This is a genomic window from Azotobacter bryophylli (assembly GCF_042643485.1).
In the GTDB taxonomy this organism is placed as follows: domain Bacteria; phylum Pseudomonadota; class Gammaproteobacteria; order Pseudomonadales; family Pseudomonadaceae; genus Azotobacter; species Azotobacter bryophylli.
Genome location: NZ_JBHRSJ010000012.1, coordinates 427,832 through 452,668, shown reverse-complemented (window position 1 = coordinate 452,668; position 24,837 = coordinate 427,832). Strand labels below are relative to the sequence as shown.

Annotated in this window: 25 protein-coding genes; 12 read left to right on the top strand and 13 right to left on the bottom strand. The window is 68.6% G+C overall.

The genetic code is table 11. The features are described from left to right. Positions 1-30: 30 nt before the first annotated feature. The 4 genes from phoR to ACFOJE_RS08260 form a co-directional block, all read right to left on the bottom strand. A complete protein-coding gene (gene phoR, locus ACFOJE_RS08275) occupies positions 31-1,332 on the bottom strand; it encodes a phosphate regulon sensor histidine kinase PhoR (RefSeq protein ID WP_377813834.1) in 1,302 nt (433 codons plus the stop codon). 36 nt (positions 1,333-1,368) lie between these two features. Beyond that, a complete protein-coding gene (gene phoB / locus ACFOJE_RS08270) occupies positions 1,369-2,058 on the bottom strand; it encodes a phosphate regulon transcriptional regulator PhoB (protein WP_377813833.1) in 690 nt (229 codons plus the stop codon). Positions 2,059-2,176: 118 nt separating this feature from the next. After that, complete coding sequence (ubiA, locus tag ACFOJE_RS08265) at positions 2,177-3,070, bottom strand: 4-hydroxybenzoate octaprenyltransferase (RefSeq protein ID WP_377813832.1); 894 nt, start codon at positions 3,068-3,070, stop codon at positions 2,177-2,179. Between the two features lie 29 nt (positions 3,071-3,099). Continuing rightward, on the bottom strand, positions 3,100-3,660 hold the full coding sequence (locus ACFOJE_RS08260; protein ID WP_377813831.1) for a chorismate--pyruvate lyase family protein: 561 nt from the start codon (positions 3,658-3,660) through the stop codon (positions 3,100-3,102). Positions 3,661-3,807: 147 nt separating this feature from the next. On the opposite strand from ACFOJE_RS08260, the gene rd reads away from it, so the two are divergent. Both rd and ACFOJE_RS08250 read left to right on the top strand, forming a co-directional pair. Next, positions 3,808-3,975, top strand: coding sequence for a rubredoxin (rd, locus tag ACFOJE_RS08255; RefSeq protein WP_377813830.1), 168 nt, complete (start codon positions 3,808-3,810; stop codon positions 3,973-3,975). A 221-nt stretch (positions 3,976-4,196) separates the two neighbouring features. Further along, positions 4,197-4,469 (top strand): HU family DNA-binding protein, encoded by a 273-nt coding sequence (locus ACFOJE_RS08250; RefSeq protein ID WP_377813829.1) that lies wholly within the window; start codon positions 4,197-4,199, stop codon positions 4,467-4,469. A gap of 106 nt (positions 4,470-4,575) precedes the next feature. Here the strand turns inward: ACFOJE_RS08250 and ACFOJE_RS08245 are convergent, their stop codons facing one another. From ACFOJE_RS08245 to ACFOJE_RS08235, 3 genes are all read right to left on the bottom strand, one after another. Further along, entirely contained in the window at positions 4,576-5,970 is a 1,395-nt protein-coding gene (locus ACFOJE_RS08245) for an aminoacyl-tRNA deacylase and HDOD domain-containing protein (protein ID WP_377813828.1), read from the bottom strand. Between the two features lie 78 nt (positions 5,971-6,048). Next, entirely contained in the window at positions 6,049-8,124 is a 2,076-nt protein-coding gene (recG, locus tag ACFOJE_RS08240) for an ATP-dependent DNA helicase RecG (RefSeq protein ID WP_377813827.1), read from the bottom strand. Further along, positions 8,121-9,062, bottom strand: a complete 942-nt coding sequence (locus ACFOJE_RS08235; RefSeq protein ID WP_377813826.1) for a hydrogen peroxide-inducible genes activator — start codon at positions 9,060-9,062, stop codon at positions 8,121-8,123. Before ACFOJE_RS08235 ends, recG begins: the two co-directional genes overlap by 4 nt. A 92-nt stretch (positions 9,063-9,154) precedes the next feature. Between ACFOJE_RS08235 and ACFOJE_RS08230 the strand changes: the two genes are divergently transcribed. Further along, positions 9,155-10,027: an SDR family oxidoreductase gene (locus ACFOJE_RS08230; RefSeq protein ID WP_377813825.1), complete on the top strand. Its 873-nt coding sequence runs from the start codon at positions 9,155-9,157 to the stop codon at positions 10,025-10,027. Here ACFOJE_RS08230 and ACFOJE_RS08225 read toward each other — a convergent pair. Then, on the bottom strand, positions 10,024-10,584 hold the full coding sequence (locus ACFOJE_RS08225; RefSeq protein ID WP_377813891.1) for a DUF6436 domain-containing protein: 561 nt from the start codon (positions 10,582-10,584) through the stop codon (positions 10,024-10,026). The genes ACFOJE_RS08230 and ACFOJE_RS08225 overlap by 4 nt on opposite strands. A gap of 89 nt (positions 10,585-10,673) precedes the next feature. Here ACFOJE_RS08225 and ACFOJE_RS08220 point away from each other — a divergent pair, with 89 nt between their 5' ends. After that, positions 10,674-11,615, top strand: coding sequence for an alpha/beta hydrolase (locus tag ACFOJE_RS08220; protein WP_377813824.1), 942 nt, complete (start codon positions 10,674-10,676; stop codon positions 11,613-11,615). Here the strand turns inward: ACFOJE_RS08220 and ACFOJE_RS08215 are convergent. The 3 genes from ACFOJE_RS08215 to ACFOJE_RS08205 form a co-directional block, all read right to left on the bottom strand. Next, the gene (locus ACFOJE_RS08215) at positions 11,612-12,706 is read right to left on the bottom strand and encodes a phosphoserine transaminase (protein WP_377813823.1); all 1,095 of its coding nucleotides are present in this window, start codon (positions 12,704-12,706) and stop codon (positions 11,612-11,614) included. The genes ACFOJE_RS08220 and ACFOJE_RS08215 overlap by 4 nt on opposite strands. Beyond that, positions 12,703-13,962 (bottom strand): ATP-grasp domain-containing protein, encoded by a 1,260-nt coding sequence (locus ACFOJE_RS08210; protein ID WP_377813822.1) that lies wholly within the window; start codon positions 13,960-13,962, stop codon positions 12,703-12,705. The genes ACFOJE_RS08215 and ACFOJE_RS08210 overlap by 4 nt, the downstream gene beginning before the upstream one ends. 249 nt (positions 13,963-14,211) lie before the next feature. After that, on the bottom strand, positions 14,212-14,970 hold the full coding sequence (locus ACFOJE_RS08205; protein WP_377813821.1) for a hypothetical protein: 759 nt from the start codon (positions 14,968-14,970) through the stop codon (positions 14,212-14,214). A gap of 112 nt (positions 14,971-15,082) precedes the next feature. On the opposite strand from ACFOJE_RS08205, the gene ACFOJE_RS08200 reads away from it, so the two are divergent. Beyond that, a complete protein-coding gene (locus ACFOJE_RS08200) occupies positions 15,083-15,715 on the top strand; it encodes a 2OG-Fe(II) oxygenase (RefSeq protein WP_377813820.1) in 633 nt (210 codons plus the stop codon). 79 nt (positions 15,716-15,794) lie between these two features. Then, positions 15,795-16,286 carry a DUF523 domain-containing protein gene (locus tag ACFOJE_RS08195; protein ID WP_377813819.1) on the top strand — a complete coding sequence of 164 codons (492 nt, stop codon included), beginning with the start codon at positions 15,795-15,797 and terminating at the stop codon, positions 16,284-16,286. A 72-nt stretch (positions 16,287-16,358) separates the two neighbouring features. On the opposite strand, the gene serA is transcribed toward ACFOJE_RS08195, so the two are convergent. Continuing rightward, a complete protein-coding gene (gene serA, locus ACFOJE_RS08190; protein WP_377813818.1) occupies positions 16,359-17,591 on the bottom strand; it encodes a phosphoglycerate dehydrogenase in 1,233 nt (410 codons plus the stop codon). Between the two features lie 207 nt (positions 17,592-17,798). Here serA and ACFOJE_RS08185 point away from each other — a divergent pair, with 207 nt between their 5' ends. The 3 genes from ACFOJE_RS08185 (at position 17,799) to ACFOJE_RS08175 (ending at position 20,927) form a co-directional block, all read left to right on the top strand. After that, positions 17,799-19,190: an FAD-binding oxidoreductase gene (locus tag ACFOJE_RS08185; protein WP_377813817.1), complete on the top strand. Its 1,392-nt coding sequence runs from the start codon at positions 17,799-17,801 to the stop codon at positions 19,188-19,190. A gap of 78 nt (positions 19,191-19,268) precedes the next feature. Beyond that, positions 19,269-19,934 carry a fumarylacetoacetate hydrolase family protein gene (locus ACFOJE_RS08180; protein WP_377813816.1) on the top strand — a complete coding sequence of 222 codons (666 nt, stop codon included), beginning with the start codon at positions 19,269-19,271 and terminating at the stop codon, positions 19,932-19,934. A gap of 72 nt (positions 19,935-20,006) precedes the next feature. Next, positions 20,007-20,927 (top strand): SdiA-regulated domain-containing protein, encoded by a 921-nt coding sequence (locus ACFOJE_RS08175; RefSeq protein WP_377813815.1) that lies wholly within the window; start codon positions 20,007-20,009, stop codon positions 20,925-20,927. Positions 20,928-20,930: 3 nt separating this feature from the next. Here ACFOJE_RS08175 and rpiA read toward each other — a convergent pair whose 3' ends face one another. Then, the gene (rpiA, locus tag ACFOJE_RS08170) at positions 20,931-21,602 is read right to left on the bottom strand and encodes a ribose-5-phosphate isomerase RpiA (RefSeq protein ID WP_377813814.1); all 672 of its coding nucleotides are present in this window, start codon (positions 21,600-21,602) and stop codon (positions 20,931-20,933) included. Positions 21,603-21,770: 168 nt separating this feature from the next. Between rpiA and ilvA the strand changes: the two genes are divergently transcribed. The 3 genes from ilvA to ACFOJE_RS08155 form a co-directional block, all read left to right on the top strand. Beyond that, a complete protein-coding gene (gene ilvA / locus ACFOJE_RS08165) occupies positions 21,771-23,285 on the top strand; it encodes a threonine ammonia-lyase, biosynthetic (protein ID WP_377813813.1) in 1,515 nt (504 codons plus the stop codon). A gap of 64 nt (positions 23,286-23,349) precedes the next feature. Next, the gene (locus ACFOJE_RS08160; protein WP_377813812.1) at positions 23,350-23,766 is read left to right on the top strand and encodes a DUF2269 family protein; all 417 of its coding nucleotides are present in this window, start codon (positions 23,350-23,352) and stop codon (positions 23,764-23,766) included. Between the two features lie 22 nt (positions 23,767-23,788). Continuing rightward, positions 23,789-24,837 (top strand): lysylphosphatidylglycerol synthase domain-containing protein (locus ACFOJE_RS08155; protein WP_377813811.1); only part of this gene is annotated, 1,049 nt, incomplete at its 3' end.

Below are 24,837 nucleotides of genomic sequence, written 5' to 3'. Positions count from 1 at the left end.
GATGCCATGCCAGCCCGCTCCTCGTCCGCTCTAGCGTCCTACCACCTGCTCGACGGGAAAGTGGCAGGTGAAGGTGCTGCCCTTGCCGGGTTCGCTGCTGATATCCAGCCGGGCGTGGTGGTGGATCAGCACGTGCTTGACGATGGCCAGGCCGAGGCCGGTACCGCCGGTGTTACTGGCGCGGCTGGAGTCGACTCGGTAGAAGCGTTCCGTGAGGCGCGGCAGGTGCTTGGCTTCGATGCCGATGCCGGTGTCCTGCACGCTCAGGTGCCCGCCCTTGCCGTCGGCCCACCAGCGGATGCGGATCTCGCCTTCCGCCGGGGTGTACTTGACCGCGTTGAAGATCAGGTTGGAAAAGGCGCTGCGCAATTCGCTCTCGCTGCCCCGGAGGCGGAACCGCGGATCGGCCTCCAGCAGGATGCGGTGATTGCGTTCGCCGGAAAGGGCCTGGGCGTCGCTCTTGATCGACTGCAACAGCTGGTCGACGGCCACCGGCTGGGTTTCCGCCGGGTCGTCGCTGGTCTCGAGCTTGGCCAGCAGCAGCAGGTCGTTGAGCAGGTTCTGCATGCGCGAGGCCTGCTGCTGCATCTGCTGCAGGGCGCGGCGCCAGCGCGGGTTCACCTCTTCGACGTTGTCCAGCAGGGTCTCCAGGTAGCCGGCGATCACCGTCAGCGGCGTGCGCAGTTCGTGGGACACGTTGGCGACGAAGTCCTTGCGCATCTGCTCCAGCTGGTGGATGCGGGTCACGTTGCGGACCAGGACCAGCTGTTCGTTGTTGCCGTAGCGGGTGACGTAGAACTGCAGGTGCAGGCGATCATTGATCGGCGAGGGAATGTCCAGCGGCTCCTGGAAATTGCCCTTTTCGAAGTATTCCTTGAAGCGCGGGTGGCGGATCAGGTTGCTGATCGGCTGGCCGCTGTCCTGCGGAGTCTTCAGCCCGATCAGGGTTTCCGCGGCGCGGTTCCACCACTCCAGGTTGCCGTCCTGGTCGAGCATGATCACCGCGTCCCGCAGGGCCGCGGTGGATTCCTGCACGCGATCGATCACCGCCTGCAGGCGTCCGCGGACGCGCTGGTCGCGGCGTTGCACCTGATAGATGCTGTCGAACACATCGCCCCACAGGCCGTGGCCGTCCGGCGGGGGGACGTCGGGCTGGTACTCCTTCAGCCAGCGGTGCAGACGCAGCAGTTGGGACAGATGCCAGATCAGGTAGGCGCCGAGGCCGGCGGCCAGCGACCAGCCATAGGCCCCGGTGATCAGGCCGAGCAGCAGACAGCAACCGATCAGGGGAAGCAGGCTGCGCAGCAACAGGCCAAGCCAGTTGTGCTTCAAGAACGGTTTTCCTTATGCGCGGCGCGGGCCGACGCCTCAGCTTTTGGTGGAGAAACGATACCCCGTGCCGCGCACGGTCTGCACCAGATTCTCGTAGGCGTCGCCGAGAGCCTTGCGCAGCCGGCGGATATGCACGTCGACGGTTCGTTCCTCGACGTAGACGTTGCCGCCCCAGACCTGGTCGAGGAGCTGGCCGCGGGTATAGGCGCGCTCCTGATGGGTCATGAAGAACTGCAGCAGGCGGTATTCGGTGGGGCCCATCTCGGCGGGCTTGCCGTCGATGGTCACGCGGTGGCTGATCGGGTCGAGCAGCAGCCCGCCGACTTCGATCGGCGCTTCGCTGTCGCTGGGACCGGTGCGGCGCAGCACGGCCTTGAGCCGCGCGACCAGCTCGCGGGGGGAGAAGGGCTTGGTGATGTAGTCGTCGGCGCCGACCTCCAGGCCCTGGATCTTGTTGTCCTCTTCGCCCTTGGCCGTGAGCATGATGATCGGGATGTCGTCGGTCAGCTCGTCGCGCTTCAGGCGGCGGGCCAGTTCGATGCCGGAGGTGCCCGGCAGCATCCAGTCGAGGAGGATCAGGTCGGGTTTGCGATCGACGATGATGGCATGGGCCTGCTGGGTGTTTTCCGCTTCCAGGCACTCGTAGCCGGCCATCTCCAAGGCAACGGCGATCATTTCGCGAATGGGTGCCTCGTCGTCGACGATCAGGATTGTCTTGCCAACCATGGGGCGTAGCCTGTCAGTGAGTTCCTCAAGTGTAGGGCATTAGATAACGGAATTATTGCAGTCATGTGACATAAGCGCGGCAGCCCGGGGCGCTCCCGGGCTGCCGCGGAGGTGGGAGCTAGCCCTTCAGCGCGTAGTCGAGAACCACGCCGAGGAGGATGGCCAGTCCGGCCCAGTGGTTGTGCAGGAACGCCCTGAAGCAGACCTGCGGCTCGCGCCGGCGGGTGGCGTGGAACTCCCAGGCGAAGCAGAGGGCGGCGACGGCCAGGCCCAGATAAAAGCAGGTTCCGAGTTCGAAGCGCGAGCCGGCCAGCAGCAGGCAGAGCAGGCTCAGGCCCTGCAGGCCGAGAATGATCGCCCGGTCGGCATCGCCGAACAGGATGGCGGTGGATTTCACGCCGATCTTCAGGTCGTCCTCGCGGTCGGTCATGGCGTAGTAGGTGTCGTAGGCTACCGTCCACAGCAGGTTGGCGAAGTACAGCAGCCAGGCCCCGGCCGGCAGGCTGCCGGTCTGGGCGGTGAAGGCCATCAGGATGCCCCAGGAATAGGCGGCGCCGAGCACCACCTGCGGGCAGTAGGTGTAGCGCTTCATGAACGGGTAGAGCGAGGCCACCGCCAGGGCGCCGAAGGACAGGCCGATGGTCACGCCGTTGGTCAGCAGCACCAGGCCGAAGCTCAGGCCCACCAGTATGGCGAACAGCACCCAAGCCTCGCGCGTCTTGATCCGGCCGGCGGCCAGGGGGCGCTGCTGGGTGCGGCTGACGTGGCCGTCGAAGTTGCGGTCGGCGAAGTCGTTGATCACGCAGCCGGCCGAGCGCATGAGGATCACGCCGAGGGTGAAGATCAGCAGGTTCTTCAGGCTGGGGGCGCCCTGGGCGGCGATCCACAGGGCCGAGAGGGTCGGCCACAGCAGCAGGTAGATGCCGATCGGCTTCTCCATCCGCATCAACTGGATGAAGTCCCAGGCGCGGGGATGCAGACGGTTCATCGATTGCAGCAGGGCGGTGTACATGGCAGGCTCCCTCGGGACGTTCCGCCGGATTATAAGCGCCCCGGATTGATCCGTACCCGTTCCCAGAAGGCGGGCAGGAAGACTTCCGTCACCAGCACGCCGAGCGCATCGCGCTGGAAGCAGGAGCGCCGGCTCCAGAGGTTCTCGCGGCGCAAGGCGGCCGGCAACCAGCCCGCCGGATAGCGGGCCATCTGGAACGCACCGCGCTGGAAGGCGGTGTGCTCGCCGAACAGCAGCTCGCCGAGCGGGCGGTTGCCCAGCCCGTCGAGGGCCAGGCCGGCGCCCTCCAGGATGCTGCGCAAGGCCACGCTGCGGGCGAACACCCAGGGCTGCTCCTGGCCGAACATGCAGACCTCGCGTACCCAGCCCTGGCAGTCCCCGGTCACGCCGAGGGTGGCGCATTCGTCGCTGCGCAGCGGCATCCAGCCTTCATCGAGCACCGAGATGCCGAAGGTTCCGCCGGAAAGAGCGGTCAGACGCTGGGTGAGCGAGCCGGCATCGAGCAGCCAGTCGGCCACTCCGTCGGCAAGGGCGGGGTGCAGTTGATCGGCACCGAGCCAGAGGGGCGGGTGGGCACAGACAACGGTCACGGGACATTCCTGGGGGGATTGGGGCATCGAGGGAGTCTAGCACGCGCAGTCCGCTGCCAACGACCGTGCCGCCCGGCCGGATGCGGCTTGGCGCTGCCGGCGACTTGCAGTAGCGTGGAGGCATTCCGGATCTGTCGGGAGACCACCATGCGCAAGTGGCAATGCATCGTCTGCGGCTTCATCTACGACGAAGCCCTCGGGCTGCCGGAAGAGGGCATCGCTCCGGGGACCGCCTGGGAGGATGTTCCGGCGGACTGGGTATGCCCCGTATGCGGCGCCGACAAGAAGGATTTCGAGATGATCGAGATCGCCTGAGCGCGTCGCTCCCTTCCTCGCATTTCTCGTCCGCGGCAGGCCCTTCGGGTCTGGCTGGCCGACCCTGCCTGTCGGTTGGCCGCGGGCGAATTCCGGGGAAAACTGGCGCGGCACCGGATGCCATGCCATCCTGCCTGTGTCGTCCGCAGCGTAGAGCCGTTGCGGCGTCTGGAGCAGAACCGTACGGACACAACAACAACAAACCGTCAACGAGGCATTGTATGCGTAAACCGGAACTAGCCGCCGCCATTGCAGAAAAGACCGAGCTCAGCCGTGATCAGGCCAGTCGCGTGCTCAACGCGATGCTCGATGAGATCACCAACGCACTGAATCGGAAGGACAGCGTCACCCTGGTCGGTTTCGGCACCTTCATCCAGCGCCACCGTGGCGCCCGCACCGGAAAGAATCCGCAGACAGGTGAGCCGGTGACGATCAGGGCCAGCAACACCGTCGCCTTCAAGCCGGGCAAATCGCTTCGGGATGCCGTGAACTGAGAAGACCCTCACCGTCCGGGACGAGGGGGCCGGGCGGCGTTCCAGCCGTGTCGGTTCTCTGCGCTTTTTTCGCGGAGGCGCGGCGCAACCCGCCCCCCTTCCCCTGTCAGGGCTGCGCCAGCAGCATGCGCAACGCGGTTTCCGCCGCCAGCACCCGGTCCAGCGCTTCCTCGGCCTTGGCCCTGGAAAGCTCCAGGCGCTCGAGCAGCGCCTGCGGAATGGCCTCCTGCGGACCGCTGCCGATGCCGCGGTTGCGCAGCAGGTTGGCCGCCAGGTAGATCAGGTTGGCGTACACCGCGTGCCGGTCCCGGTACTGCGGGGCGTCCTGATGGAGCAGGGCGACCGCCAATTCCTCCGGCATCTTCCAGTGCTCCATCAGCCAGGCGCCGATCTGCTCGCGGGTGATGCCGAGCAGATGGTGCTCGACCAGTCCGTGCGGCACGTGCGGGTTCACCTGCAGATGCTGGCTGAGCAGCCGGAAATGGGGCGGAAAGATGTGCGCGAGGATCAGGTAGCCGAAGTTGTGCAGCAGCCCGGCAAGGTAGGCCAGGCCCGGCTCCGGCCGCTGCGGGCGGGGGATGGCACGGCACAGGCCTTCCATCAGGGTGGCCGTGTAGATGGCCTGCTCCCAGTAGGGCGTCATGATCTCCTGCAGCTCGGGCGATTCCGCGGGCTTGTCCCGGGACAGGCCGAGGGACAGGTTGAGCACCAGATCGAAGCCCAGCACCCGCACGATGGCGTCCTCCACCGAGAGGATCCGCTGCGGCGCCGGATCCTCGGCGCCGAAGGCCAGACCGGCCCAGCTGACCACCTGGGCGGCCAGCGCCGGGTCGGTCTCGACCAGATCGGTGATGTCGTCGGCGCAGAGGTGGGCGTGCTCGCGCAGTTCGAGGATCTTCTGCGCGGTCTTCTGCAGCGGCGGGATCTCCACCCGGCGCTCCAGGCGCTGGCGGATGCGCCGGGCGGTGAAGCCCTGCACGGCCTCCATGGGGTCGTCCGGCGGACGCTTGAGATTGAGGCGCAGGCGCCTGAGCGGGATGCCGAAGCGTGCGGCACTCGCCTGGTCCAGCAGGCCGCGGTAGGTCTCGGTGTCGATTTCCAGCAGCACGTGCGGCCGGCCGGAGTCGAGCAGCAGGGTCTGTCCGTGCAGCAGGCGCTCGTCGTACAGGCAGGGCACCCCGGTCAGCGCCGGCAGGCCGGGGAGGGCGCTCAGTCGCTGGGGGCCGATCAACTGTTGCAGCCGGGCCGCTCCGGCCGCGGCGAGGGTGCGGCCGGTGACCGCCTTCAGGCGGTTGAGATCCAGCAACTGGTCGTGGGGGAACAGCACCAGCAAGGTGCCCACGGCATCCTCCAGCAGCGCCGCCTGCACCCGTGGCTGACTGGAATCGGGCGTTTCGTGGACGACCCGGGCGGCGATGCCGAGTCTCTTCAGCAGTTGTTCGACGACCTGGGGCAGCCGGGGTTGCAGGAGGTTGGAGGCGGGAAGGGCACTTTGGCGCATGAGGCATCCTGCCGATCAAGTGAGTTTGCAGTATAAACAAGCCACCTTGCGGCTGTGTTCATGACGTTGGCGATATTTTCAAACCTGGCCGTACTGCTGGCCATGACGCAGCCAGCGTTCCAGCAGCGGACTGACATGCTGTGGCCAGCGTGCTAGCAGCTCCTGAGCCGCCTCGCGCACCGCCGGCAATAGGTCGGCGTCGCGCATCAGGTCGGCCACCTTGAACTGCAGCAGGCCGGTCTGGCGGGTGCCGAGCATCTCGCCGGGGCCGCGCAGCTCCAGATCCTTCTCGGCGATGACGAAGCCGTCGTTGGTCTCGCGCATGATCGCCAGACGTTCGCGACCGATCTGCGACAGCGGCGCGTGATAGAGCAGCACGCAGTGGCTGACCGCACTGCCCCGGCCGACCCGGCCGCGCAGCTGGTGCAGCTGGGCGAGGCCCAGGCGCTCCGGGTTCTCGATGATCATCAGGCTGGCGTTGGGCACGTCGACGCCCACCTCGATCACCGTGGTGGCGACCAGCAGCTGCAGGCGGCCCTGCTTGAATTCGTCCATCACCGCGGCCTTCTCCGCTGCCTTCATGCGGCCGTGGATCAGCCCGACCCTAAGCTCGCCGAGCGCGGCCGATAGCTCCTCGTAAGTGGTTTCCGCTGCCTGGCAGGTCAGCTCCTCGGATTCCTCGATCAGGGTGCAGACCCAGTAGGCCTGGCGGCCTTCGGCGCAGGCGGCGCGCACCCGTTCGATCACTTCCGGGCGCCGGCTGTCGGCGATCACCAGGGTGTTCACCGGCGTACGGCCGGGCGGCAGTTCGTCGAGGATCGAGGTGTCCAGGTCGGCGTAGGCGCTCATCGCCAGGGTGCGCGGGATCGGCGTGGCGGTCATGATCAGCTGGTGCGGGCAGAGCCGCCCGGCGACGCCCTTCTGGCGCAGGGCCAGACGCTGCTGCACGCCGAAGCGGTGCTGCTCGTCGATGATCACCAGGGCCAGGTTGCGGAACAGCACCTCGTCCTGGAACAGCGCATGGGTGCCGACCACCATCGGGCAGCCGGCGGCGATCTTCTCCAGGGCGGCGCTGCGGGCCTTGCCCTTGAGCTTGCCGGCCAGCCAGGCGATGTCGATGCCGAGCGGCTCCAGCCAGCGGCTGAAGTTGAAGAAATGCTGCTCGGCGAGGATCTCGGTGGGCGCCATCAGCGCTACCTGATAGCCGGCCTCCAGGGCCTGTAGCGCGGCCAGCGCGGCGACCACCGTCTTGCCGGCGCCGACGTCGCCCTGCACCAGGCGCAGCATGGGCTCGCTCTGGCTGAGGTCGTAGGCGATCTCGGCGCCGACGCGCTGCTGGGCGCCGGTGGGGGCGAAGCCGAGATTCTCCAGGAACAGCTTCGGCAGGCGCAGGGCCTTCGGCAGCGGCGGGGCCTGCTGGGCGCGCACCTGCTCGCGCAGGCGCTGCAGGGACAGCTGGTGGGTCAGCAGTTCCTCGAAGGCCAGGCGGTGCTGGGCCCAGTGCCGGCCTTCGGCGAGCTCCTCCAGATCGGCGTCCGGCGGCGGCCGGTGCAGGTAGCGGATGGCTTCGTCCAGCGGGCCGAGGCGGTGCTCGCGGGCCAGTTCCGGCGGCAGCCAGTCGGGCAGACTCTGCGGGCCGAGGCGGGCCAGCGCCTGTCCGGTCAGGCTGCGCAGGCGCTGCTGGGTCAGGCCCTCGGTGGACGGGTAGATGGGCGTCAGGGTCTGTTCCACCGGCGGCAGCTCGTTGCCGGTCAGGGCGCGGTATTCCGGGTGGTAGATCTCCAGGCCGGTGGCCCCGGGGCGGACCTCGCCGTAGCAGCGCAGCGGCGTGCCGCGCTTGAGTCCTTCCTTCTGCGCCTGGCTGAAATGGAAGAAGCGCAGGCTGAGGGTGCCGCTGTCGTCCTGCAGGCGCACCAGCAGGCTGCGACGGCGGCCCATGACCACGTCGGCGCCGGTCACCACGCCCTCGACCACCGCGTCCTGGCCGGGGCGCAGGGCGCCGATCGGGGTGATCCGGGTGCGGTCCTGGTAGCGCAGCGGCAGATGGAAGAGGACGTCCTGCAGGTTCTCCAGGCCGACCCTGGCGAGCTTTTCCGCCAACGCGGCGCCCACGCCCTTGAGGGCGGTCACCGGAACCGCCGCCAGCTCGGTCATGCCGTCTGCTTGGCCTTAGTGGTCGCGGCCGGCGGCTGGGCCACCGAGCACAGGCGGATGGAGTCGGCCAGCAGCTCAATGGCCTTGGGCCGCGGGAAGCTGGCGCGCCAGGCGATGGCCACGGTGCGGTACGGCGCCGGCGCGGTCAGCGGGCGGACCTCGATCACGCCGGGCGCGTAGTGGTGGCTGTCCACCGCGGTGAACGGCAGCACCGAGATGCCGAGGCCGGAGGCGACCATGTGGCGGATGGTCTCCAGGGAGCTGGACTCCACCGTGGTGTAGCGGTGCGCCTCGTCGCTCTTGCGCAGGGTCGGGCAGGCTTCCAGCACCTGGTCGCGGAAGCAGTGGCCTTCGCCGAGCAGCAGCAGGCTCTTGTCGTTGAGCATCTCGGTGTCGATGCTCTCGAGCCTGGTCCACGGGTGGTCGGCCGGCAGCAGGGCATAGAAGGGCTCGTCGTAGAGCGGCTTGGTCAGCACGTCCGCCTCGTTGAAGGGCAGGGCGACGATGATCGCGTCGAGCTCGCCGGTGCGCAGCTTGTCGCGCAGCACGTGGGTGAAGTTCTCCTCGATGTACAGCGGCATCTGCGGCGCGACCCGGTGCAGCTGCGGGATCAGGTGCGGGAACAGGTAGGGGCCGATGGTGTAGATGGCGCCGACCTTGAGCGGCGCGGCCAGTTGGTTCTTGCCGGCCTGGGCCAGTTCGCGGATGCTCTGCGCCTGCTCGAGCACCTTCTGCGCCTGGGTGACGATGCCCTCGCCGACCGGCGTCAGGCGCACCGCGGTCTTGCTGCGTTCGAAGATCAGCACGCCGAGCTCGTCCTCGAGCTTCTTCACGCCCACCGACAGGGTCGGCTGGCTGACATGGCAGCGCTCGGCGGCGCGCCCGAAGTGCTGCTCCTGGGCGAGGGTGACGATGTAGCGCAGTTCGGTCAGGGTCATAGCGTATTTCCATCAGGCTGCCGTCAAGCATAGCCTTTGCTCGGCACCGAACCAACCATACTGAAAAAGCAAGCCTTTGCAGAGGGGCCCATATGCCATCAACCCAGCCTTCCCTGTTGATCGCCGGCTGCGGCGACGTCGGCAGCCGACTCGGCGAACAGCTGGCCGCCGCCGGCTGGCGCGTGTACGGATTGCGCCGCCGGGTGGCGGCGCTGCCGCCGTCGATCCGGCCGGTCGCCGGCGACCTGGAGGCGCCGCAATGCCCGCCGGACTGGCCGGCCGGCGCGATCGACTACCTGGTCTACTGCGCGACTCCGAGCCAGCACGACGAGGCCGGCTACCGCGCCGCCTACCTGGACGGCCTGCGCCACGTGCTCGGCTGGCTGGGGCAGCACGGCCAGCGGCCGCGGCGTCTGCTGTTCGTCTCCAGCACCGGGGTCTACGGCCAGAAGCAGGGCGAATGGATCGACGAGCGTTCGCCCACCGAGCCGGCCGGCTTCTCCGGGCGGGTCCTGCTGGAGGCCGAGCGACTGGCGCTGGACAGCGACGTGCCGGCCAGCGCGGTGCGCCTGTCCGGGATCTACGGGCCGGGGCGGGAGTGGCTGCTGAACCAGGTGCGCCGGGGCTGCCGGGTGCCGGGCGAGCCGTCGGCGTACGGCAACCGCATCCACCGGGACGATGCCGCCGGCCTCCTGGCCTTCCTGCTCCGGGCCGACGCCCGCGGCGAGCGGCTCGACGACTGCTACCTGGGCGTCGACGACGAGCCGGCGCCGCTGCACGAAGTGGTCGACTGGCTGCGCGAACGGCTGGGCGTGAACACGGAGGCGGCGGAAGCCTTCAGCCGCCGCGCCGGCAGCAAACGCTGCAGCAACGCCCGGGCCCGGGCCCTGGGCTGGGCGCCGGTCTACCCCAGCTATCGCAAGGGCTATGCGGCGCTGCTCGGGGAAGAGCGGACTCGCCCCTAGGGTTTCTCCTGCCAGTCGCAGAAGCAGGCCCGGGCCAGGGTTCCGGCGGCCCGCACCGGGCGGTCCTGGAGCAGGGCCTCGAGGATGGGCTCGACGAAGCTGTTGCTGGCGCTGCACACCGCGCCTTCGCTGTACGGGCCGAAATAGGCGAGGCGACCCTGGCGATCCCAGATGGCCACCGCCGGGCTGGCCGGCAGTGCCTCGCTGCCGGGAATCGCCGCCAGCGGCCGGAGCGCAGCCAGGGACGGCGGCAGGTGCCCCCGGCTGCCCGGTTTCTGCACCGAATGGAAGGTCACGCCGCGGGAGGCGTAGCGTTCGATCAGCTCGGCCAGATGCTGCTGGTTGCCGACGTTGCACGGGCAGGCCGGGTCCCAGAAGTGCACCAGGCGGACCGGGCCGGGGCCGGCCAGCTCGAGGGGCAGGCGCAGCTCCTCGCCGGCGAACACCACGGTGCGGATGTAACGGTTCCGGTACCAGTCGTAGGTGGCGACCAGCGCGGCCAGGCAGAGAAGGCCGAGCAGGCCGGCGAGCAGAGTCTTGCGCTTCAAGATGGGCATGGCGTCATGGCGGGTGGGGACATAGCTTGCCACGCCGCGCGGTCCGACTGAATATCGGGCGACGTCACGTCTGCCAGCGCGAGCCGCCCATGACCGAGCCCTTCCAGCCCGACCTGCTGCGCCCGCTCCTGCGGCCCCTGGCCATGGGCGGCGACGAGCTGCCGCAGGCCACGGCCTACCGCCGCTTCTACGGGCTCGACCTGGGCCGGCAGCGGCCGCAGGTGCAGAGCCGTCTCGGCTGCTTCGAGGTCGCCGGCTACCGGATCGTCGCCCAGGTCTGGTGGCCGCCGCGGCCGCGCGCCACGCTGCTGTTGATGCACGGCTACTACGATCACATGGGGCTGTACCGCCACGTGCTCGATTGGGCGCTGGGCATGGGCTTCGCCGTGCTCGCCTGCGACCTACCGGGGCACGGCCTGTCCAGCGGTTCGCGGGCCAGCATCGGGGACTTCGCCGAGTACCAGGCGGTGTTCCAGGGGCTGCTGGCGGAGGCCGCCGCCCTCGATCTGCCCAAGCCCTGGCACCTGTTCGGGCAGAGCACCGGCGGCGCCATCCTGCTCGATCACCTGCTGACCGGCGCGCCGCGCCCGGATCTGGGCGAGACCATCCTCTTCGCGCCGCTGGTGCGGCCGCGCGGCTGGTCGCTGTCGAAAGCTGGCTACCGGCTGCTGCGGCCGTTCGTCGAGTCGATCCCGCGGCGTTTCACCGCCAACACCACCGATATCGAGTTTCTCGATTTCATCCAGAACCGCGATCCCCTGCAGCCGCGCATCCTGCCCACCGCCTGGGTCGGCGCCCTGGCGCGCTGGATTCCGCGGATCGAGTCGGCGCCGCGCAGCGGCCGCAGCCCGCTGATCGTGCAGGGCGGCGCCGACCTCACGGTCGACTGGCGGCACAACCTCGAAGTGCTGCGGGCCAAGTTCCGCGACCCGCCGCTGTTGCTGCTGCCGGAGGCGCGCCATCACCTGGCCAATGAGCGTGCGGCGCAGCGCCAGCGCTATTTCGATTTTCTCCGCGAGCGGCTCGGTTAGGCCCGATGCCTGGCGAAGTCGGTCAGCGCCTCGCTCAGGCGTTCCACGGCCTGCTCGCTGACGGCGTTGTACAGCGAGGCGCGCAGGCCGCCCAGGGAGCGGTGTCCTTCCAGGCCGCTCATGTCCCGCTCGTGCGCCGCGGCGAGGAAGGCCGCGTCGAGGCGCGGATCGCCGAAGCCGAAGGCCACGTTCATCTGCGAGCGCCAGGGGCGGTCGGCGTGCAGGCTGACCGCGCCTTCCAGGGCGTCCAGGGTCTGGTACAGGCGAGTCGCCTTGCGCGCGTTGATCGCCTGCATCGCCGCCAGCCCGCCGATCTCGTCGCGCAGCCAGCGGGTGATCAGGGTCAGCACGTAGATGGCGAACACCGGCGGGGTGTTGTAGTTCGAGCCGTGCTCGACGTGGGTGCGCAGGTCGAGGATGACCGGCAGTCCGTCCGGAACCCGCTCGAGCAGCTCGCGCTTGATGATCGCCACCGTCACCCCGGCCGGACCGAGGTTCTTCTGGGCATGGGCGTAGATCATCGAGTAGGCGTCGGGGTTGAGCGGCCGGGACAGGAAGTCGGAGGACATGTCGGCGATCAGCGGCACCGCCGGCGGCTCGTCGAACAGGGGGAACTGCAGGCCCTCCACCGTCTCGTTGGAGACGTAGTGCAGGTAGGCGGCGGTGCGGTCGATGTCCAGGGCGCGCAGGTCCGGCAGCTGCCGGAAGCCGCCCGCGCGACCGTTCCAGGCCTCCCGGCAGGCCGTCACCCGGGCCGCCTCCGCGGTGGCCTTGGCGCTCCAGTAGCCGGAGGTCACGTATTCCGGCCTGGCATGGACGGCGGTCGCGAAGTTCATCGGGATCATGGCGAACTGCAGGCTGCTGCCGCCCTGCAGGAAGGTGACGGCGAAGTCGTCCGACAGCCCGAGCAGGGCGCGCAGGTTGTTCTCGGCCTCCTGCAGGATCGCCCGGAACCAGTCGGAGCGGTGGCTCATGCCGAGCACCGAGAGGCCGGTTTCCGGCAGTTCCTCGATGGCCTGGCGGGTCTGTTCCAGCACGGACTCCGGCAGCGCGCCGGGGCCGCCGGAGAAGTTCAGAGCGTTGGCTTTCATGCGGGGGCGTTCCCTTGCTCGGGGCGCTGCGCCGCCCGGCGCAGCATTGCGTGGAAGGCGGCGAAGACGCGGTGCATCTGCGGGCGCTTGTAGGGGAAGGTCTGCGGATCGTCCATGTCGTGGATGACCAGCGCGGTGGCCAGCTCGAACACCAGCAGGCGCCCGTCGCGGGTCTCGGCGCAGTCGAAGCCGACGTAGTCGAGGCCGGTGGCCTCGGCGATGGCACGCAGGGCCTGGTCGTGGCGGCGGGCGAAGTCCTCGTCGAGGGTGGCCATCATCTGCGCCTCCTCGGCCCGGCGCTCGGGGTGGGCGAGCATTTCCGGGTAGGGGTAGTGGACCATCCAGTGGCTGGAGATGCCCATGTGGCAGAGGAAGGGCCGGCCCTCGATCAGCACGATCCGGTACTTGCGGAACAGGCCGTCGGCGTCGCTGTAGTCGATGAAGGGCGCCAGGTAGTACTCCTCGGCGGTGTGGTCCTCCAGATAGCGGGCCAGTTCGGCGCGGTCGGCGACCCTGACCAGCCCCTGGCCGGCGTGGCTGCCGACCGGGCGGACGATGAACGGGTAGTCGCCCTTGACCAGGCTGGACGGCTCGAAGGCTCCGGCCGCCGCGTCCAGCAGCCGCGCCCGCGGTACGCGCACGGTGTGCGCCATGCAGATGCCGGGCGCCTCGCCGAGCAGGGCGTAGGCCGTCTCGCGCAGGGTCGAACCGATGCGCTCGGGGCGGTTCAGCACGCGACGTTCGCTGCCCTGCACGAGGCTGGCCATCTGCGCCAGCACGCCGGCGTTCTCGTCCGAGGCGCTGGGGGCGACGAAGATCAGGTCGTGCTCGGGCAGGGGCGTGTCGGCCAGCGGCTCGCCGGTGAGATAAAGGACCTCCAGCTGCAGGTCGTCGGCGCCTTCCAGCACGCACTCGATCGGCGTGTTCGCCTGCAGGTCGCCGGGGGCTTTGAGCACCAGGAGCCTGAGCGGCGGGGCGGTCGTGGCGTCCTTCAGGCGGTAGTGGCGGCGCAGCCGCAGTGCCAGATCCTGGACGGCGAGGGCGGCGTCCCGCTGCTGCTTGATCTGCAGCACCAGCGACAGATCGAGCAGGGCGCAGGGATCGTCGTGCCGCTCGGTGAGTTCGAGCAGGCTCTGGCCCAGCGGGGTCAGGTCGGTGCCCGCCAGCCCGGCCCGCAGCAATACGGCCAATCCCAGCGGCTGGTGCAGCTGCGGCTGAGTGGCGGCGCCGGTCAATCCTGATTCGTCGATAGTCATGGATGGAATGCTTCGCTGGTGAGGCGGCGCGGGAACGCCGCGCCGGCGCTGTCTTGACGGCCCGTCGTGGGCGGGCGGGAGCCGGTCTTCCGGCGTCGCGAAGGCGCTGCTGCGAGCGGGCGATGGCGACAGCCGATCACCTTGGGCTAGCCGGGAGGTATCGGGCTCAGGATAAGGCAATCGGGGGGCGGCCAAAGAAAGGATAAGGCGGGCCGATCTGCCGTTTATTCGCCGCTGGCCGCGGACGGTTCAGAGGCCGGCCGGCGTGCTGGCGGCGTCGACCGCCAGGCCGGCACGCAGGGCTGCCAGGGCGGCCTGGTAGTAGGCCTGGCCCTCGGCGGACTGGGCGAAGGCGACGAACTCCCCGAGTTCCGCATCGGACAGGTCGCGGTAGACGTAGAGCAGGGTGTTGTCGAGGTCCTTCTCGATCTGCTGCTTCAGGCGCTGGCGCTGGTCGTCGACCAGGCCGAGGGTCTGGCTGCCGCCCAGCAGGCTGAGTCCAGGGAGCATCTGGCTGAGGCTGTCGGCGGCCACGCCGGCCAGTGCCAGGCTGAGCTCGGCGCCGGCCGCGGCGGCGGGAATGGCCTGGGCCAGACGGTGGACCAGCTGGCGGCGGCCAGCGTCGGCCGGCATGCGCGGCAGGCCGTTGGCGTATTTCGCCAACTGGTCGCTGCGCGTGGCGAACAGCTCGGCTTCGACGATCTTGCGCCCCAGCGGGCTCTGGAAGAAGGTCAGGGCCGGCCCGGGAGCGGCCAGCTGCGCGCGCAATGCTTCGAGGGCGCGGCTGTCCATGGCCTCGGCGGCGAAGCGGCGGTTGCTGTTGTCCAGCAGGGCCTGGAAGATCGCCGGCGGCAGCTTGCTGCGGTAGCGCTGCTGGGCCGCGGAGAGGGCGTCGTGGAAGTGTTCGCGCTGCTGCGGCCAGCCGCCGCTCTGGTAGAGCTGCTGGTAGTCGTCGGCGAGGCCGGGCAGGCTGAACAGGGCGAGGACGAGGAAGGCAAGGGCGCGCATGAGTACTCCGGTCGTGCGTGGGGCTATTGTCGATGGCTGACGGCGCAAAAGTCGAGGCATCCGCAACAGGAATTTCCGCCGGAGCGTGAGCGACCGGCCCGGCGCTGCTAGAATGCCGCCCATGCATATCTCCAGCGATCACCCCCTTCTGCTGCGCATCGCCGACGATCTGGCGACCCATGGCTGGTCGCAGCAGAGCATCTTCTTGCCGCAGGCTCTGACCGCCGAACTGGCCGGCGAGTGCCGCCGGCGGTCGGCGACGGGCGAGCTGACGCCGGCCGGCATCGGCCGCGGCGAACAGCAGCAGGTGCAGGAAGGCATCCGCGGCGACTGCATCGACTGGCTCGAGCCCGGCCAGTGCGCCTCCGGCGACGCCTATCTGGCGCTGATGGAGAGCCTGCGCCAGGCCCTCAACCGCGAGCTGTTCCTCGGTCTCGAGGAACTGGAAAGCCACTTCGCGCTCTATCCGCCGGGGGCCTACTACCAGCGCCATCTGGACCGCTTCCGCGACGACGACAGCCGCACGGTGTCGGCGGTGCTCTACCTCAACGAGGCCTGGCAGCCGGACGAGGGCGGCGAGCTGCGCCTGTACCTGCCGGACGGCCGGGTCCACGACGTGGTGCCCCAGGGCGGCTGCCTGGCCTGTTTCCTCTCCGCGGACATCCCCCATGAAGTGCTGCCGGCGACCCGCGAGCGCCTGTCGCTGACCGGCTGGTTCCGTCGCCGCGCCGGCGCTCCGCGGTAGGGCGGACGCGCCCGCCCGCAGTGTCGTTCGGCCGGCAGCCGAAACCGTTCCTCCACATCCGATCCGCAGGAGGCATTGCATGCAGAAGATCCTCGTCAGCCGCTGCCTGCTCGGCGAGCGGGTCCGTTACGATGGCGGCAGCCACGGCCCCTTCGACCGGCTTGAGATATGGCGGCGGGAGGGGCGTCTGGTGCCTGTCTGTCCGGAAGTCGCCGGCGGCCTGCCGACGCCCCGGCCGCCGGCCGAGATTCCCGGCGGGCAGGGCTACCGGGTGCTGGACGGCGAGATCGGCGTGCTCACCCTCGCAGGGGAGGATGTCGGCGCCGCCTTCCGCGCCGGTGCCGAGGCGGCCCTCGCTCTGGTGCGCGATCATGGCATCCGCATCGCCGTGCTCAAGGCGCGCAGCCCTTCCTGCGGCAACCGCGAGAACTACGACGGCAGCTTCAGCGGTCGGCGGGTGCCCGGCGAGGGCGTCACCGCGGCATTGCTCCGGCGCCACGGCGTGCAGGTGTTCAGCGAGGAAGAGCTGGAAGCCGCGGCTGCGGCGCTGGCCGATCTGGAGAAGGGGTAGGGGCGAGCGAACCCGTCCCGCGCAAACGAAAAAGGGAGGCCGAGGCCTCCCTTTTCGCTTCGCTGCCGGAGCTTAGAACAGCACGCGGGTGCGGATGGTGCCGTTGACGTGCTGCAGCTTCTCCAGCGCCAGGTCGGAGTACTCCTTGTCCACGTCGATCACCACGTAGCCGACCCGCTCGTTGGTCTGCAGGAACTGGCCGGCGATGTTGATGCCGTTCTCGGCGAAGATCTTGTTGATCTCGCTCATCACGCCCGGGATGTTCTGGTGGATGTGCAGCAGACGGTGCTTGCCCGGGTGCGACGGCAGCGCCACTTCGGGGAAGTTGACCGAGGACACCGAGGTGCCGTTGTCGCTGTACTTGACCAGTTTCTCGGCCACTTCCAGGCCGATGTTGGCCTGGGCTTCGGCGGTGGAGCCGCCGATGTGCGGGGTGAGGATCACGCGATCCAGGCCGCGCAGCGGGCTCTCGAACTCCTCGTCGTTGGACTTGGGCTCGACCGGGAACACGTCGATGGCGGCGCCGATCAGGTGCTCGTCCTTGATCGCCTCGGCCAGGTGGTCCAGCTCGACCACGGTGCCGCGGGCGGCGTTGATCAGGATGCCGCCCTTCTTCATGGCGCGGATTTCCTTCTCGCCGATCATCCACTGGGTGGACGGCAGTTCCGGCACGTGCAGGGAGACGATGTCGCACATGCCCAGCAGCTCGTGCAGCGAGCCGATCTGCTGCGCGTTGCCCAGCGGCAGCTTGGTCACCACGTCGTAGAAGTACACCTGCATGCCCATGGCTTCGGCCAGCACCGAGAGCTGGGTGCCGATGGAGCCGTAGCCGACGATGCCGAGCTTCTTACCGCGGATCTCGAAGGAGTTGGCCGCCGATTTGATCCAGCCGCCGCGGTGGCAGGAGGCGTTCTTCTCCGGGATGCCGCGCAGCAGCAGGATGGCCTCGGCCAGCACCAGTTCGGCCACCGAGCGGGTGTTGGAATAGGGGGCGTTGAACACCGCGATGCCGCGCTCGCGGGCAGCGTTCAGATCGACCTGGTTGGTGCCGATGCAGAAGCAGCCGACGGCGACCAGCTTCTTGGCGCAGTCGAACACCTCGGCGGTCAGCTGGGTGCGCGAGCGGATGCCGATGAAATGCACGTCGGCGATCTTTTCCTTCAGTTCGTCGCCGGACAGCGCGCCCTTCAGGTACTCGATGTTGGTGTAGCCGGCGGCCTTCAGTGTGTCCACGGCGTTCTGGTGGACACCTTCGAGAAGAAGGAACTTGATCTTGCTCTTGTCGAGAGAGGTCGTCTTGCTCATCGGCGTAAACCTGTAGTCCTGGGGGGTGAGTGGCAAGGGGACGGGCAGTGTCGAAACTGCCCGGAACGGCTGCTGCAGCCGGCCCGGCAATCGGCGGAAGGCACGACTAACGGGGCGCATATGCTAGCATATGGGGCCTGCCAAACCGCCATCCCTGGGACTTGAAGGGTACTCAGGGCGGCCATGAATCCTTTGAGAGTTGCCACGATGACCAATCCTGTCCTGATCGACGAGCTGAAGACCCTGGTGGAGCCCGGCAAGGTGCTGACCGACGCCGATTCCCTCAACGCCTACGGCAAGGACTGGACCAAGCAATTCGAGCCGGCGCCCCTGGCCATCGTCTTTCCCAAGAGCATAGAGCAGGTTCAGGCCATCGTTCGCTGGGCCAACGAGCGCAAGGTGGCGCTGGTGCCCTCGGGCGGCCGTACCGGACTCTCCGCCGCCGCCGTCGCCGCCCATGGCGAGGTGGTGGTGTCCTTCGACTACATGAACCAGATCCTCGACTTCAACGAGGTCGACCGCACCGTGGTCTGCCAGCCGGGCGTGGTCACCGCCGCCCTGCAGCAGTTCGCCAAGGACAAGGGCCTGTACTACCCGGTCGATTTCGCCTCCGCCGGCTCCAGCCAGATCGGCGGCAACATCGGCACCAATGCCGGCGGGATCAAGGTCATCCGCTACGGCATGACCCGCAACTGGGTGGCCGGCCTGAAGGTGGTCACCGGCAAGGGCGACCTGCTCGAGCTGAACAGGGACCTGATCAAGAACGCCACCGGCTACGACCTGCGCCAGCTGTTCATCGGCGCCGAAGGCACCCTCGGCTTCGTGGTGGAGGCCACCATGCGCCTGGACCGCACGCCGACCAACCTGACCGCCATGGTTCTCGGCGTTCCCGACATGGACGCCATCATGCCGGTGCTGCACGCCTTCCAGGACAAGCTCGACCTGACCGCCTTCGAATTCTTCTCCGACAAGGCTCTGGCCAAGGTGCTGGCCCGCGGCGACGTGCCGACGCCGTTCGAGACCGACTGCCCGTTCTACGCGCTGCTGGAGTTCGAGGCCACCACCGACGAGCGCGCCGACCAGGCGCTGGCCACCTTCGAGCACTGCGTCGAGCAGGGCTGGGTGCTGGACGGGGTGATGAGCCAGAGCGAGCAGCAGCTCGCCAACCTGTGGAAGCTGCGCGAGTACATCTCCGAGACCATCTCCCACTGGACCCCGTACAAGAACGACATCTCGGTCACGGTCAGCAAGGTGCCGGCCTTTCTCAAGGAGATCGACGCCATCGTCGGGGAACATTACCCGGATTTCGAGATCATCTGGTTCGGCCACATCGGCGACGGCAACCTGCACCTGAACATCCTCAAGCCCGAGGCCATGGCCAAGGAAGAGTTCTTCGCCAAGTGTGCGACCGTCAACAAATGGGTGTTCGAAACCGTACAGAAATACAACGGATCGATCAGCGCCGAGCACGGCGTGGGCATGACCAAGCGCGACTATCTGGGCTACAGCCGCTCGCCGGAGGAGATCGCCGTGATGAAGGCGATCAAGGCGGTGTTCGATCCGAACGGGATCATGAACCCTGGCAAGATCTTTGCCTGAAGGATCGGCGGCGGGCGACCGGCTCGCCCGCCTGCCGGAACGGCATGGTGAGATTCAGTCCCCACAAGGATTAACAGGATGAGCTATCAGCACCGCTACCTCGACGGAACTCGTATTCACTACCCCCTGGGCAAGGTGGTCTGCGTCGGCCGCAACTACGCCGAGCACGCCAAGGAGCTGAACAACCCGGTGCCCAGCGAGCCGTTGCTGTTCATCAAGCCGGGCAGCAGCGCGGTCGCCCTCGACGGCGGCTTCACGATTCCCCAGGACCGCGGCGCGGTGCACCACGAGGCGGAAATCGCCGTGCTGATCGGCAAGCCGCTGTCGCGTCAGCCGAGCGATGAGGAGGCGCGCGACGCCATTTCCGGCTTCGCCCCGGCCCTCGACCTGACCCTGCGCGAAGTACAGGACCGGCTCAAGGCCAAGGGTCATCCCTGGGAGATCGCCAAGGCCTTCGACGGCGCCTGCGTGCTGGCACCCTTCGTTCCCGGCGACGCGGTGACCGATCCGGCCGATATCGGCATCCGCCTGAGCATCAACGGCGAACTGCGCCAGGACGGCAACAGCCGCGACATGCTGACCGCGATCCTGCCGCTGATCCGTTACATCTGCGGCCATTTCAGCCTGCAGCCGGGCGATGTGGTGCTGACCGGCACTCCCGCCGGGGTTGGTCCCCTGCACAAGGGCGACCAGCTGGTTCTGGAGCTGACCGGCCTGTCCCGCTTCGAAAGCCAGGTGCTCTGACGAGCGCCTCGTCGGCGCGTCGATCCTTCCTTCCACAAGGCGAATCCGCCGCTTTCCCGGGTGGCCCGTGATATGAGTGCCCTCTCTTCCGCCGCCCGAGCACCCCGCCGGCGTGCTCTCCGTCTCCTCCTCCCGCTGCTGATCGTCGTCGCGCTCCTGGTCGTCGGCCATCTCTGGCGCTGGGACGGCCAGTTGCGTCTGTACTGGCACGAGCGAGCGCTCGGCGAGGCGCAGCGCACCGCCAGCATCTGGCTGCCGGATTACCGGCTGGTGCTGGAAACCACCCTGACGGGGCTGGAGGAGGACGAGGCGTCCGGGCTGACCTGGAGCCCGCAAAGCAATACCCTGTTCACCGTCACCGGCAAGACCCCGCTGCTGGTGGAACTGGCGCCGAACGGGGCGATCCTGCGGCGCATCCGGCTCGACGGCTTCGCCAACCCGGAGGCGGTGGAGGACCTGGGGGACGGGCGTCTGGCGATCGTCGACGAGCGCCGCCACCGGCTGGCGGTGGCCCGTCTGGAACCCGATACGCAAAGCCTGAACCTGGCCGATCTGCCCAGCTACGACCTGGGCTACGCCGAAGCCGGCAACAAGGGCTTCGAGGGGCTGGCGTGGGACCCGCAGGCGCGGCGCCTGCTGCTGGCCAAGGAACGCTCGCCGCTGGGGTTGTTCAGCCTGCCGCTTCCCGAGGCCGGCGCGGCCGTTGTGCCCGAGCCGTTGCCCAGCGAGCACCTGCCGGTGCGCGACCTGTCGTCGGTGGCTGTCGATCCGCGCAGCGGCCATGTCCTGCTGCTGTCCGACGAGTCGCGCCTGCTGCTGGAACTCGACCGGCAGGGCCAGCCGCGCAGCTTCATCAGCCTGCTGCGCGGCCTCCACGGCTTGCCCCACGGCATCGACCAGGCCGAAGGCGTCGCCATGGACGCGGCGGGCAACCTCTATCTGGTCGAAGAGTCGGGCCGCTTCTACGTCTTCAGCAAGACAGCGGCGCGCTGATCCTCAGCGCTTGTGGGTTTCCACGCCCTTGCCGGTGCCGAGCAGCAGCACGTCGGCCGGGCGCGCGGCGAACAGGCCGTTGGTGACCACGCCGACGATGTTGTTGATCTTGGCTTCCAGCTCGCGCGGATTGGTGATCTGCAGGTTGTACACGTCGAGGATCACGTTGCCGTTGTCGGTCACCACGCCTTCGCGGTAGATCGGGTCGCCGCCCAGCTTGACCAGCTCGCGCGCGACATGGCTACGGGCCATGGGGATCACCTCCACCGGCAGCGGGAAGGCGCCGAGGAAGTCCACGCGCTTGCTCTCGTCGGCGATGCAGACGAAGGTCCCGGCTACCGCGGCGACGATCTTCTCGCGGGTCAGCGCGGCGCCGCCGCCCTTGATCAGCTCCAGGTACTTGTTGCACTCGTCGGCGCCGTCCACGTAGAACTCCAGCTCCTGGACGCTGTTCAGGTCGTAGACCGGGATGCCGTGGCCCTTCAGGCGGGCGGCGGTGGCTTCGGAGCTGGCCACGGCGCCGTCGAAGTCCATCTTGTGCTTGGCCAGCAGGTCGATGAAGAAGTTGGCGGTGGAGCCGGTGCCGATACCGACGATGCTCTTCTCGGTGAGCTGCGGGAGGATGAGGTCGACGGCGGCCTGGGCCACGGCCTGCTTGAGCTGGTCCTGAGTCATGGCGAATCTTCGTGAATGGGTGTAGTGGGGCTGGATTATAGCCGCGCCCGGACGGGCTTGGGACTTCGGTGCCGATTCCCGCTTGGTGGGACGGGGCGATGGGTGGTCGGCCGACCTGCAGGGGGAGTAGACTGCCGGCTTCCTATCTTCGCAGCTTGATGCCCGCCGATGCTCGAACAGTACGTCAAGAAGATCCTTACCTCGCGCGTCTACGACGTCGCGGTGGAAACTCCCCTGCAATCTGCCCGACAGCTCTCCGAACGGCTCGGCAACCAGATCCTGCTCAAGCGCGAGGATCTGCAGCCGGTGTTCTCCTTCAAGATCCGCGGCGCCTACAACAAGGTGGCCCAGCTCAGCGAGGCGGAGTTGGCCCGCGGCGTGGTCACCGCTTCGGCCGGCAACCACGCCCAGGGCGTGGCCCTGGCGGCCAAGCACCTGGGCATCAAGGCGACCATCGTGATGCCGCGCACCACCCCGGAGATCAAGGTCCAGGCGGTGCGCGCCCGCGGCGGCAAGGTGGTGCTGCACGGCGACGCCTTCCCCGAGGCCCTGGCGTACTCGCTGAAGCTGGTCGAGGAGAAGGGCTTCGTGTACATCCACCCCTACGACGATCCGGACGTGATCGCCGGGCAGGGCACCGTGGCCATGGAGATCCTCCGCCAGCAGCCCGGTCAGCTGAACGCGGTGTTCGTGCCGGTCGGCGGCGGCGGACTGGTGGCTGGCATCGCCGCCTACGTCAAGTACCTGCGCCCCGAGGTGAAGGTGATCGGCGTCGAACCGGAGGACTCCAACTGCCTGCAGGCGGCCATGGCCGCGGGCGAGCGGGTGGTCCTGCAGCAGGTCGGGCTGTTCGCCGACGGCGTCGCCGTGGCGCAGATCGGCCAGCACACCTTCGACATCTGCCGGCGCTATGTGGACGAGGTGGTCACCGTCAGCACCGACGAGATCTGCGCGGCGATCAAGGACATCTACGATGACACCCGCTCGATCACCGAGCCGGCCGGCGCCCTGGCGGTGGCCGGGATCAAGAAGTACGTGGAACGCGAGGGCGTCAGCGGCCAGGCCCTGGTGGCCATCGACTCCGGCGCCAACGTCAACTTCGACCGCCTGCGCTACGTGGCCGAGCGCGCCGAGCTGGGCGAGAAGCGCGAGGCGATCATCGCGGTGACCATTCCCGAGCAGCCGGGCAGCTTCAAGGCCTTCTGCCAGGCGATCGGCAAGCGCCAGATCACCGAGTTCAACTACCGCTACCACAACGACCGATCCGCGCAGATCTTCGTCGGCGTGCAGACCCACCCGGAGAGCGATCCGCGCCAGGGGCTGCTGGACAGCCTGCGCGAGCAGGGCTTCCCGGTGCTCGACCTGACCGACAACGAGCTGGCCAAGCTGCACATCCGGCACATGGTCGGCGGCCATGCGGCGAACGTCAGCGATGAGATGGTGCTGCGTTTCGAATTCCCCGAACGCCCCGGCGCGCTGTTCAACTTCCTCAGCAAGCTCGGCGGGCGCTGGAACATCTCGATGTTCCACTACCGCAACCACGGCGCCGCCGACGGTCGTGTGGTCGCCGGGCTGCAGGTGCCGGCGGCCGAGCGCCATCTGCTACCGGCGGCGCTGGACGCCATCGGCTATCCCTACTGGGACGAGACGGACAATCCGGCCTATCGTCTGTTCCTCGGCTGAACCCGGCGCCGGCCCGGCCGGCGCCGAGCTTCTTCTTCATTCGCCCGAAGCAAGGACTGCCCCGATGGATGGTTTCCTGCTGGTAAAGAGTCTGCACTCGCTGGCCACCGTGCTGCTGTTCGGCACCGCTCTGGCGTTGGGCTGGCGGCGCTGGCGGCTGAACCGCGGCGCCCTGGAGGGCTTGCCCGCGCGCCTGTTCCGCTGGCCCGCCCTGTACGTCGGCGGGCTGGTCCTGGGCGTCCTGAGCCTGCCGGTGACCGGCTGGTGGCTGGCGCACCTGGCCGGCTGGCCGCTGGGACAGCTCTGGCTGCTCGGCGGCTCGCTGCTCTATCTCCTCGGCGCAGTCTGCTGGCTGTGGCTGCTGCTACGGGCCCTGGGCCGGCCTAGCGTGCCGCGCTCCCGCTCCGACCTGGCGCTCGCCGGGTTCGGCCTGCTCTGCTTCGTCGCCATCGCGGTGCTGATGGTAGCGAAACCGGTCTAATGGCGATCTGGAGTCGTCCCCAATGAGCGCCGATCAGGCATCTCCCCGCGAAACCGCGCATCGTCAACCTCCGGCCGCGCTTCCCTGGCGCTGGCTGGATCGTTTCACCGCCTACCGCAAACCCATCGGGCTGGCCCTGTCCGGGCTGCTCTTCGCCCTGGGCCTGCTCGCCTGCTGGCATCTGCTGGATCAGCTCGATCCGGCCAGCGTCAGCGCCGCCATGCACGACGTCTCGCCGGCATCCCTGCTGGGTGCCCTGCTGGCGACCGCGGCTGGCTTCGCCATGCTGATCAGCTACGAGTGGTCGGCCTGCCGCTTCGCCGGCGTGCATCTGCCCGGACGCACCGTGGCCCTGGGCGGTTTCACCGCCTTCGCCGTCGGCAACGCCATCGGGCTGTCCATGCTTTCCGGCGGCTCGGTGCGTTACCGGCTGTACAGCGGCAAGGGCATCGGCGCGACCGAGGTCGCCACGATGTCCATGTTCGCCAGCCTCTCGCTGGGCGTGACACTGCCGGTGCTGGCGGCCATCGCCGCGCTGATCGATCTGCCTGACGCCGTCGCGGCGCTACGCCTGGACGAGCCCGTGCTGGTCGCGGCCGCCGTCGCCACGCTGGCCCTCTACGCCGTGGCGATCGGCTTCCTGGCGCGCCGCCGGCTGGCCGACCGGCCGTCGCCCGACAGCCGCCTGTACCGCTTCGGCAAGGGCACCCTGCGGCTGCCCAGCACGCGCCTGGCGGTGCTGCAGATGCTGATCTCCACCCTCGACGTGCTGGCCGCGGCTTCGGTGCTCTACCTGCTGCTGCCGGAGGCGCCGCCCTTCGCCCCCTTCGTGCTGGTCTACCTGCTGGCCCTGGCCGCCGGCATCCTCAGCCACGTGCCCGGCGGCGTCGGGGTGTTCGAGGCGATCCTGCTGGCAGCCTTTTCCAGTCAGCTGGGGGCGGCGACGCTGGCGGCTACCCTGGTGCTCTATCGCCTGATCTACGTGGCGCTGCCTCTACTGCTGGCCATGCTCGTGCTGTTGGTCGGCGAGGCGCGGCGCTTCGGGCCGGCCCTGTCGGCGCTGCGGGTCGC